Below are 9978 nucleotides of genomic sequence, written 5' to 3'. Positions count from 1 at the left end.
TATGGTTCACCTCGTTCTGATAGCCTACTCTAAGCGTAGGGCTTGAGAGTGAGGCGGACCATATAATTAGCCCCTTTATCTGGAAGATTCTCAAAGCTAAATCGAGAAGATGCCTCGCACAGCAACAAGGTTGACGAGGCAAGATCTACCGTCCCTTGATTAATGAACAGCCTTTTACTGCCAGATAATATTTGAATCAGGCTAGGAGAGTGAATTGTCACATTACGGAGCTTTTGGAGCTGCTGTGCTCGAAACGTTGTCACTTGATAGAGGTGAGTCATCACATCTCCTTTTCGATTAGCGAGTGTATGTGGCTGTCAGTGTCGCTTTGTCTAAAGCCATACTATTAAGAGTAAATCCTACTACGGCAGCAGGTGTGTCTTTGTTGAGCCCTAGTTCAGCTTTAGGCAGAGCCCAAACGGTAAATTGGTATCGATGCATGCCGTCAGAGATCGGAGGACAGGCACCACCAAATCCAACCGAACCATAATCTATACGAACTTCTTTCCCACCTAGCTCACTGATGTTCGCTGCTCTTGGCAGTTGAGTTGTTTCTAGTGGAATATCAATGGCAATCCAATGCCAAAAACCGCTGCCTGTTGGGGCATCTGGATCGTAAGCGGTGATAGCGAAACTTTTGGTACCTTGAGGAATCTCTTTCCAACTCAATTGTGGTGAGAGGTTACCTCCATCGCATCCCCAGCCGGCATACTCAAAGGTTTTCGCCATTGGATGACCTTCCTGAATATCGCTACTGGTGAGCTGAAATGCACTCGCGGCGCCCGAAAAAGCGATGCTGGTGGCTGAAAGTAACGCCAAGCCAAGTGTGTGCTTACTCATTTTCATATTAACCTTCCTTATCTCTGATGTTTAAAGTGTTTTTGACCACTACAGATTAGAGGAAGCGCAAGATAGTAACTAAACAATAAGTATCATCATAATCTAAAATGTGATTAATTTTGATACTTATAGTGATTTGATAAGCTCTGTAAGCAACCTGAAGCTGAGCTTCGCCAGATTGACGACTATAACTCAAGCTGGATGCATTGATAGTCGTTGTTAACCTATGCTCTCACGCGCAGCTAGCGTTAACGGTAAATCGATTTTGTTGATTGGCGGACAATCAACAAAATCGGCGGTAAACGCACCTCGTGCTTGTTGCCATTCAATAGATTGAGAATCGACTCTGCGCAGACTACACCAGTTTCCTCGACTATTTGACCACTGAAGTCGATGAGTAGCCTTGCAACCAAATAACCAACTGATAACATGAGCCGTAATCTTTGCTCAAATCGAACCAATATGATCCCTCTGATTTATCACTCGCTTTATTCACAATTAGCTCTACCTGCTGGGCATCGTTACCCTATCAACAAGTACCGCTTATTGTTTGAAGCCATTGAAGAACAAAGAGGGAAAGATCCTCAATGGCTCCGCAGTCTGCACTATGTTGAGCCTCAGCCATTATCGCAGCAGCAAGTCAGTCAGTGTCACTGCCCCGACTACATTGATTCATTGATAACCGGAAAGCTTGGCGTCACTAAAATGCGCCGAATTGGTTTTCCCTGGAGTGAGCAGTTGATCAATCGGACTTTAATGTCGGCTGGTGGAACCTGTGAAACCGTTCGGCAGGCATACAATAACGGGGTCGCGATTCATCTCAGTGGTGGCTATCATCATGCACATTACGATTTTGGCAGTGGCTTCTGCCTAATTAATGATCTCGTGCTTGCCGCCAAGCAAGGGCTAGATATAGAAGGTGTCGATAAGATTTTAATCGTGGATAGTGATGTGCATCACGGAGACGGTACAGCGACCTTATGCGATGGAGATGCGCGGATTATTACCCTCTCTTTTCACTGCGATAAGAATTTTCCCGCGCGTAAGCCCGATTCGGATTTAGATGTTGCCCTGCCAAGAGACGCTGATGATAAAGAATTTCTTTCGGCATTTACTTCCGTTGTTGAGATGGCGATCAATCTTCATCAACCTGATGTTATTCTTTATGATGCAGGCGTCGATATTCATCAGGATGATGAGCTAGGCTATTTAAATGTAACGAGTGAAGCGATCTACGCGCGTGATCAGTTTATGTTTGAGTTAGCGAAACAGAAGCAGATCCCCATCGCTTGTGTGGTTGGGGGCGGTTATCGAAGTGAGCATCAAGAGTTGGTTCCAATCCACATGCAACTGATTCGTGCGGCGATAAACACTTATGGACGTTAATAAGGAGCACTCATGGAGCATCGCATCCGAGCGGCAGGGCTATTGATAAAAGATGGTGCAATGTTGCTGCTAAAGGTGAAAGACTTTAGCGGTGAATATTGGATTCCGCCAGGTGGGGGAATGGAAGCTTGTGACCAGAGCTCCAAGGCCTGTGTGGTGCGAGAGTTTAAAGAAGAGGCAGGAATAGAGGTCGAGGTCGGCGAGCTTATCTGCGTCAGGGAGTTTTTGGAGACACACACCAATCGTTATCATGCAGAGTTTTTCTATCTTATCGACAGCTACCTTGGCGTTCCGCATACAAGAAACCTGCGTGGTCTTAATGATGAAAGGTATATTCAATCTGTAGAATGGGTCCCGATTCCCGAGTTAGTTGACTTACGCATCTACCCTAAAGAGCTAAAAAACAAGGCGCTGGATTTGATTGAATCAGGACTGTTTTCCACCCATCTAGGTAGTTACGTTCAAGGTCAGTATGAAAACATCAATCAACTATAGAACGGTGATTTGTAACTTTGAGCCATACCTTACTGTAAGAGGTCACTTATCTTTGTGGATTACATAACTGATGCGTCATTATGCCAATGCCTCCTAGGAGTAAAGGAGGAAGAATTGCTGATGCAATGTAGGAGGTGGATGCATGGGTTTATCGTGAGGAGCTAACGGATCTCCAACCCGCGCCGCGGGTTGACCATCAAATTTCACATCTGGAGAACCTGCCGTAACAGGAGTAGGTGGAAAGCCATCATGCTCAGTTCCTAGATCCCCGACTTTAACTGCTTTAGCCATTTCACAAGTCCTCCACGATATTTATAGTGGATAAGACTTTAATTTCATATTTCTTGTTAAGCAATGAAGTGCTTTAAGAATATGAATAAAGATCAATAGATGTCATTTGAGTCACAAGCGTCTTTGGTTACCGCTAGCGATAACTTACTTTGGGGGCAAAGTCGTGTTTACAACTGTTCTATATCATGCCAACCGAAGGTTGTGCACGGCAAAGAGCCAAGAGATACCTCTCTTGCCCGCATTTAGATGTTGGCTTTCTCCGCTATCGGAAAAATAAATACAAGGTAAAGCTCATAGCTTAATATCAGAGACTCGAAGCTGACGCTGTATCAATCCATCGCGGTAAGCCATTGCAAGACTATTAGTAGGTTGATTAGCTCCTTGTGCTGAAAGGTACTTAAGAAAGTCACTGACACACATAGCCGTGAGTTTAGCTTTCTCAAATAACGCCATAAGTAATTGAACTTGCACAATGTTTCTTAAGGAAGCAACTTTTCTCTCACGAGTCAGTAGGGAGAATTTAAACTCTTTAGGATAGCCACTGATACGCAGTGAAAGTGGGGTGGCGACGCGTGTGTAGTACACGCTGTTGGGAAGTCTCATTAAGTACATCTGTGCTACCTTCCTGTGCAAGATGATTTCTGAGGCTATAGATACGAAAAAACCGCTATAAAAACAGCGGTTTAATCTTTGAAAGTGGCGGAGAGATAGGGATTTGAACCCTAGATACGCTATTAACGTATGCCGGTTTTCAAGACCGGTGCTTTCAACCACTCAGCCATCTCTCCGTTGTTGAAGCGAATAATATAGAGGTTCACAAATCTTGTAAACCCCTAATTTTATTGTTTGCTTTAATATTGAGCGGTTGAAAGTAAAAAGGTGGTTAAGCGAGTGTTTTTTATACTTTAGGTTGCTTTGAGGCAATAAAAAAGAGAGCCGAAGCTCTCTTTTTTTAGGTGTATGGTCGGACTGAGAGGATTTGAACCTCCGACCCCCGACACCCCATGACGGTGCGCTACCAAGCTGCGCTACAGTCCGATGCCCATAATCTAATCTTAATTACGCTGTGGGTCAATCCTATAACGCTATGATTTAGTTGCTTTTTGCGTAAAAACGCTGCAATTCAGTCAAGCCTTGCATCAGAACCGGCAAAGTTGGGTTCTCATCTTTTAGACGTTGGTAATTCTCGTCATAGAGTTTGTAGTTACCAAACTTATCAATGACTGTGGTGTCTTTGGTGGTAATTAAAGCTAAATCGCGCGAATCGCCTGCCAAGATCCATCTGCGTTTGCGTTCGTCAAACAGATTACGACCACTACTGAAATCACTTGGGTTCGACGATACGCCGAGTAAGTCTTGAAGCAAAGTGACCGACATATCAAGGTGGCTTGTTCTATGCTGATATTCAGCGGCAACTTTACCTGGCCAGTGAATGATCATTGGAACCTGTAACTGATAACGACTGTAGTTTGAGTTTGAACCCCAACTATTGGTTTTCGTCTCGTTAAACTCTGTAGCGTGGTTAGAGGTAATGATGATCACGGTTGAATCACTGAGCTCAAGCGTATTGATTTCTTTGAGCAACTGAGCGATCTCTAGGTCAGCCGTTGCCACCGATTTTTTATAGCCAGCGATCAATTTGTTTGCTGCTGACTGAGCTTCACCGCTGTCGTATGCGTTAAAGTTATCGACGGTCGTCAGTTCAATGTAACTAAACCAAGGTTTATTGCCTTGTTGTTTTGCCCAATCTGCCCAAGCTTGGATCGCTAGCGAGTCTGGTGATTGAGTGTCGTTAAAGGCAATACCAGTAAAGTTCATACCGCGGAAAACTGTTTCACCGTAAAGAGGTTCATCAAAGTTATCGCCGCTAAACAGACCGAATTGATACTGCTTTTCGATAAGAGTGTCTATAAGGATAGGCTTAGAGCCCTGTGCCTTAATGCTGCTTGAGTAGCTGCTAGGTAATCCATAGAACAGACCGAAGGTACCAAATGAGTCATTACTTGAGCTGTAATGGTTGGTAAAGTTCTGGTTCTGTTGCGCGAACTGATAAGCCGCAGGCATCGTTTCTTGCGTCAGTACGTCGGAGCGTAGGTTATTGACGCTAACAACCAAAACGTTAAGTGGGTTTGCACGACGGTCAAACTCAATTTTTTCCAGTGGATAGCGTACTAGCTCGTTGCTATCTTGGCTTTGTTCTAAGCGCAATAAATACTCTTCGCGGTCAAGCAGCCCGTGTCTTTCCATGAATGACTTCGCGGTCATCGGGTAGGAGAGAGGGAAGTTCGCGCGCTGAGCTGTGATTGGGTTATAAAAATACGCGTCAGCCCAGACATAAATCAGATGGCTTGAGATAAAGCTTACAAAAAACAGTGCCGCGATCGGACGGCCAACATGTTTGTGCGACAACTTGCGTTGCTTACGCCACACCCATTCAGATAAGGCAAGCTGCAATAAGAATATCAGTGGCAGGACGATAAATAAGTGCTGCAAGTCTACGGTTAGCGTTGAGCCTTCATCGCTAAATAGCACTTCCCATACCACAGGGGTCAAGTGCAAATTGATGGTTTGGTAGGCTTGCGTGTCGACCAGCAGTACAGTTAAACCGACTGTTGCAAAACAGACCGCCAGTAAGCGGAACAGCTTACGTGACGGAATGATAAAGGTCAGAGGAAATAGAACAAGTAGGTATAAGGCAAAGACAAGGAAACCAAAGTGACCAACCCACGATACTGCTAGGTAGAATTGTCCTAGTAGTGTTTCAGGCCACGGAGATTGAGTGATATAACGGGTTCCGATCAGCATTGCTGCGATGATGTTGAAAAAGGCAAACCAGTGCCCCCAACCCACTAACCGCGATACGCGTTCGCCGTATGTATTTCCGTTATCAACCATGTAAGTGTTCTATTATCCGTTATTGTTCTTAGTGTTTTTTAGTTTCTACAGAAGAAACAAGCGCTTCTGCGAATTTTTCAGCAATTGCTTTGCGTTGTGAAGCAGCAATATCGTGATTTAAGACATTGGTAGCGATATTACCCGCAATCATTAATGCAAGCTCTGGGCCAGCAGAATGTTTTTCAAGTACTGCGGCGATCTCCGTTAGGATTCGTTCAACTTGTTCGTCGCTGTATTTAGATGTAATCGGCATAAAGACTCTTATGATGATAGTAAAGCGGCTTATGATAACCTACAATGCCACGCAACTGAAACCTACGCAGCGATAAATTTCATCATGAGTCTTCATCTTTCAAACGTTATTCTTCATCAACTGCAAAAAAACGATGCCGATGAACTGGTTGTTAACTTTCGAACCGAGTCTCTCGCTAACGATTCTTCTACCGAAAATCTAGTGGCTGAACTGCATCGAGTGTTCAATTCAAAAGCAGGCAAAGGCTTCGGCAGCTTTAAATCAGACAGCGATTTTCAGGTCTGGTTGCAAGAATTACGTCAAGGAAATCAAAATTTTTATGATTTCTCTCAGCTCAGTGCCAACCGTCTGAAGGATGAGCTATCTAAATACCCATTTGCTGATGAAGGCATTTTGGTTATTGCTGAATATCAGTCACTGGCTACTGACTACCTTTTTGTGGCGATTATTCCTTCTAACCAGAGTTTGAAGGTTACGGAAGGGTTGGACATCAGCGCAACAGATTATCTTGATTTATCAAAAATGGATATTGCCGCACGAATCGATTTGACCAGCTTTGAGACGGACAAAGATTCCAACCGTTACCTCGCTTACATCAAAGGACGCGTTGGACGTAAGGTTGCGGATTTCTTCCTTGATTTTCTGCAAGCAGAAGTGGGTCTAGACGCCAAAGTACAAAACCAAGTATTGATGCAAGCGGTCGAAGATTTCTGTGCGGATTCTAAGCTCGAAAAAGAGGAAGTAATCAGCTACAAGAAACAGGTGGCAGATTACTGTAATGAACAAATCAAATCTGGCGATGAAGTTCAGGTGAGAGAATTATCTGGCGAGTTACCTCCATCACAAGATGGCACCAGTTTCTTGGACTACACACAAGAGCAGGGATATCAGTTGGAAGAGAGCTTTCCTGGTGATCGTGCCGCCGTACGCAAACTCACCAAATACGTTGGTGCTGGTGGTGGTTTGAATGTCAGCTTCGATAGTTTGTTACTTGGTGAACGCATTTTCTACGATCCAGAAACAGACACGCTAACCATCAAAGGCACACCACCAAATCTACGTGATCAACTGACTCGAAATAGATAATTGGTATAAGAACTGGACTGACTGCAATATTTTGCCAGTTAGTCCTCCAATTCCTCTATATAGTGTATATTCTTGTATTAAAGGGAAATAATCTATTTAGGCGGGAGCATGGAAGGTAAGGCGCTTAAAATCGGGTGGTTGTTACTGTGTGTGTGGGTCGCTTGCATTGCAGTACTCGCAAACAGTTATCGCTCGATAAATGCGACGAAAGAGCAAATCTATGAGCTCGGCAGCAGTATTCAAGACTTGCGAGAGACTTTCTCGTTTGACACGCCTTATCGCGTCCATATGGCGGACTCGCAATCACTCGATCTACAGCTTATCTATGCTCTTCGATTACAAATCGATGCGCATTATCAGAAAAGTTGGTACCTACCAGATGTCAATCAGTTACTTTTTACTACCGACCGATTTATAGAGCAAACACAGATCTACTTGGATAACAATTTAGATCTGCTGACCCTTGTCGAGCAGGTTCGCCTTAAACGTGAACGATACTCAAATGATGCCGAATTATCGCTGCTCTATTACCGAATCAGTGCCAATGTTCTAGAAGCGATTTTCAGCGACCGGAAATCGAGTCCTAAAATCTACCGAGAATTAGACCAAATCTACTCGTTGTCTGCCCAGTTACCAAAAGACGCACGACGGGATTTGCAACAAGTCTTAGCCCAGATTTCGTTGGTTTTAGGGGGGTACGCGCAAGGGCAGTACATCGTCGATAAACTGATGACGCACGATGTCTATGCTCAAATTGATATTCAAAGAATGGCCTACGATCAATTGTTGATGAAGCATATTTGGTTGGGGTTATTGATTACTTTGGCTTTTATGCTGGCAGTATTACTGATGCTCCCCCTTGCTTATCGTCATACTCGTCAGGCGGGGTCTCAGCAGGGAGAGGAGTCAGAGCAAGAGGTCGAAGCCTCCACTGCCATCGAAGTTGTTCCGGATGATACGCCAGTAAGAAAAAACACCTTTCACAATGCATCAGATGAGCCTGAGATTAACTTTGAAAAAATGCTTGAATCGTTGAACAACGATATGGAATCGGTGTGCATGTTGTTGGAAGTGTTCATCGTGGACCACCATAAAGACGGTGAGCAGATTACGCTATTGTTGACAGATTCCCCTGAAGAAGCGCAAAGAAAAGCCCATAGTCTCAAGGGGGTGGGCGGCAATCTCGGCGCGACTAAACTACGTCAAGCAGCCAGTAAAGTAGAGGTGGCAATCAAAGACGATATTACTCTGGTGCCAGATTTACTAGATGAGCTGACTTGGCGTCTGGAAAGAGCCATCTCAGAAGCCAGACTTTTCTTAAAAGAGCATAATAATCAGTGAAATTGACGGTATACTGACTTTCAATCGATAAACTATCGAGCTTGTTTTTATTCGCTCAATCTGAGGTTTAGTTAATGCGTCGCTCTTCCGTCATTTGGTTGTTTTTACTGTTATTGCCATTGAGTGGCTGTTCCCTGCTAGAAGTTAAACTGGATAGTCAAACGACGCCGTTAACGCAGCAAGAACTTAATATGAGGCTGCTCACTCGTGAATACACACAGCAGTTCTTTTCTCAGGTTGAACAAGCAGCGGATACTATCGCTGCCAATTATCAGCCTCAAGACAAGGTTAACCAATCTTATGTTTTGCTATGGAAGATCAACGCTGAAGAAGGGTTACAACGTTCAGCGTATCAAGTTTCTCCAACCGCAGCTCTGATCGATAGCTGGGTCTTCACGGAGCAGATGAATCAATTCTTTAACTCTGGTGCGGGTAGTGAGCTATTTGTTACATCCGATGCCAAGCAAGTCTCGCAAAGGCTATCTCAAGAAATCGATAACTTAGCCCACTCTTTGCTAAAGGGAAGTCGCTATAACACGACTAAAACATTTGTGGCTGAGTTTGCCGCTAAGCACCCATTTGAAGACTTAAGTTTTATTAGAACTCCCGCATATCGTGCTTGGTTAGAAGCAAACCAAATCAGTGAAAGTGAAGCTGTCTCGACGTTGGGTACCATGCCTGAGGCGCTTGGTGATGTGTCGGACCGATTGAGTCTTGTCTCTGAGCAGACGCCAAAGATAATGACTTGGAAAGCGCAATTGATCGCGATGAACAGCAGTATTAGTGGTGAGCAGTTAACGGCGACGCTACAAAGTTTGCAGGCCACTTCTGAATCTTTTCAGGACTTTGTAGAAAACAACCCAGAGTATATGGAGAATCTTGCCAAACAGATGGCGATTCAGTTGCAGCCGCTGGTTAATGATATCGATGTTCGTACCTCGGCGCGCCTCGACCAATTGAGTCTTGAACGTCAGGCGCTAGAGGAGATGGTCGCTCGAGAGCGTGCAGAGATTGCTTTGATCGTCAGTGCAGAGAGAGAGAAATTTACTCAGGATCTCGATAAGGTGTCACAAGACGTGCTGACACTAGCGATGGACAAGTTGGTGGAACTGATTAAGAGTACCATTATCTATTTTGTCCTGTTTATCGTCGCGATATTCTTCGCACCTCTAGGGCTAGGTTACTTGCTTGGTAAACGAAGTGCGGTGAAGAAGAGTGCTTAGATGAGTTTCTAAGAACGAAAATGCAAAAAGCGCCTCAGATTAGGCAACTCCTATCACTTAACGTGTTCGCAACAGACTGGATAGCGAACCGTACTGTTGCGAACGACCCCTCTGTAGCAGTGGGGTATTTTCTGATTTTTCATCATTTGTGATGGTTCACAGTCTCCT

At 44.5% G+C, this 9978-nt stretch carries 9 protein-coding genes, 2 tRNA genes and 3 pseudogenes; 5 read left to right on the top strand and 9 right to left on the bottom strand.

The annotated features are described in order from the left end of the window. Positions 1 to 71 precede the first annotated feature (71 nt). The 3 genes and pseudogenes from ACQEXR_RS19270 to ACQEXR_RS19260 form a co-directional block, all read right to left on the bottom strand. Positions 72 to 281, bottom strand: a pseudogene (locus ACQEXR_RS19270) (AraC family transcriptional regulator); the annotation flags it as partial. Between the two features lie 16 nt (positions 282 to 297). Beyond that, positions 298 to 840: a YbhB/YbcL family Raf kinase inhibitor-like protein gene (locus tag ACQEXR_RS19265; protein ID WP_426953139.1), complete on the bottom strand. Its 543-nt coding sequence runs from the start codon at positions 838 to 840 to the stop codon at positions 298 to 300. A 248-nt stretch (positions 841 to 1088) separates the two neighbouring features. Continuing rightward, positions 1089 to 1220, bottom strand: a pseudogene (locus tag ACQEXR_RS19260) (LacI family transcriptional regulator); the annotation flags it as partial. Between the two features lie 82 nt (positions 1221 to 1302). On the opposite strand from ACQEXR_RS19260, the gene ACQEXR_RS19255 reads away from it, so the two are divergent. Together ACQEXR_RS19255 and ACQEXR_RS19250 are read left to right on the top strand one after the other, a co-directional pair. Beyond that, complete coding sequence (locus ACQEXR_RS19255; protein ID WP_427020945.1) at positions 1303 to 2226, top strand: histone deacetylase family protein; 924 nt, start codon at positions 1303 to 1305, stop codon at positions 2224 to 2226. Between the two features lie 12 nt (positions 2227 to 2238). Then, positions 2239 to 2721: an NUDIX domain-containing protein gene (locus ACQEXR_RS19250; RefSeq protein ID WP_427020944.1), complete on the top strand. Its 483-nt coding sequence runs from the start codon at positions 2239 to 2241 to the stop codon at positions 2719 to 2721. A gap of 135 nt (positions 2722 to 2856) precedes the next feature. Here the strand turns inward: ACQEXR_RS19250 and ACQEXR_RS19245 are convergent. From ACQEXR_RS19245 to ACQEXR_RS19220, 6 genes and pseudogenes are all read right to left on the bottom strand, one after another. Then, positions 2857 to 3012, bottom strand: a pseudogene (locus ACQEXR_RS19245) (type VI secretion system PAAR protein); the annotation flags it as partial. Between the two features lie 291 nt (positions 3013 to 3303). Further along, positions 3304 to 3624, bottom strand: a complete 321-nt coding sequence (locus tag ACQEXR_RS19240; RefSeq protein ID WP_427020943.1) for a DUF6538 domain-containing protein — start codon at positions 3622 to 3624, stop codon at positions 3304 to 3306. Positions 3625 to 3709: 85 nt separating this feature from the next. Continuing rightward, a tRNA-Ser gene (locus tag ACQEXR_RS19235) sits at positions 3710 to 3800 on the bottom strand. A gap of 173 nt (positions 3801 to 3973) precedes the next feature. Then, positions 3974 to 4050, bottom strand: a tRNA-Pro gene (locus tag ACQEXR_RS19230). Between the two features lie 54 nt (positions 4051 to 4104). After that, positions 4105 to 5907: a DUF3413 domain-containing protein gene (locus ACQEXR_RS19225; protein ID WP_426968332.1), complete on the bottom strand. Its 1803-nt coding sequence runs from the start codon at positions 5905 to 5907 to the stop codon at positions 4105 to 4107. A 28-nt stretch (positions 5908 to 5935) separates the two neighbouring features. Further along, positions 5936 to 6160 carry a YejL family protein gene (locus ACQEXR_RS19220; protein ID WP_138973579.1) on the bottom strand — a complete coding sequence of 75 codons (225 nt, stop codon included), beginning with the start codon at positions 6158 to 6160 and terminating at the stop codon, positions 5936 to 5938. Between the two features lie 84 nt (positions 6161 to 6244). Here ACQEXR_RS19220 and yejK point away from each other — a divergent pair, with 84 nt between their 5' ends. From yejK to ACQEXR_RS19205, 3 genes are all read left to right on the top strand, one after another. Beyond that, the gene (yejK, locus tag ACQEXR_RS19215) at positions 6245 to 7246 is read left to right on the top strand and encodes a nucleoid-associated protein YejK (RefSeq protein ID WP_138973578.1); all 1002 of its coding nucleotides are present in this window, start codon (positions 6245 to 6247) and stop codon (positions 7244 to 7246) included. A gap of 108 nt (positions 7247 to 7354) precedes the next feature. Further along, positions 7355 to 8587, top strand: coding sequence for an Hpt domain-containing protein (locus ACQEXR_RS19210; RefSeq protein ID WP_427020942.1), 1233 nt, complete (start codon positions 7355 to 7357; stop codon positions 8585 to 8587). 74 nt (positions 8588 to 8661) lie between these two features. Further along, positions 8662 to 9810 carry a chemotaxis protein gene (locus ACQEXR_RS19205; protein ID WP_331417397.1) on the top strand — a complete coding sequence of 383 codons (1149 nt, stop codon included), beginning with the start codon at positions 8662 to 8664 and terminating at the stop codon, positions 9808 to 9810. Positions 9811 to 9978: the final 168 nt, after the last annotated feature.

The organism is Vibrio sp. TRT 2004 (assembly GCF_050113735.1).
In the GTDB taxonomy this organism is placed as follows: Bacteria; Pseudomonadota; Gammaproteobacteria; order Enterobacterales; family Vibrionaceae; genus Vibrio.
This window is presented reverse-complemented; position numbering and strand designations above follow the sequence as displayed.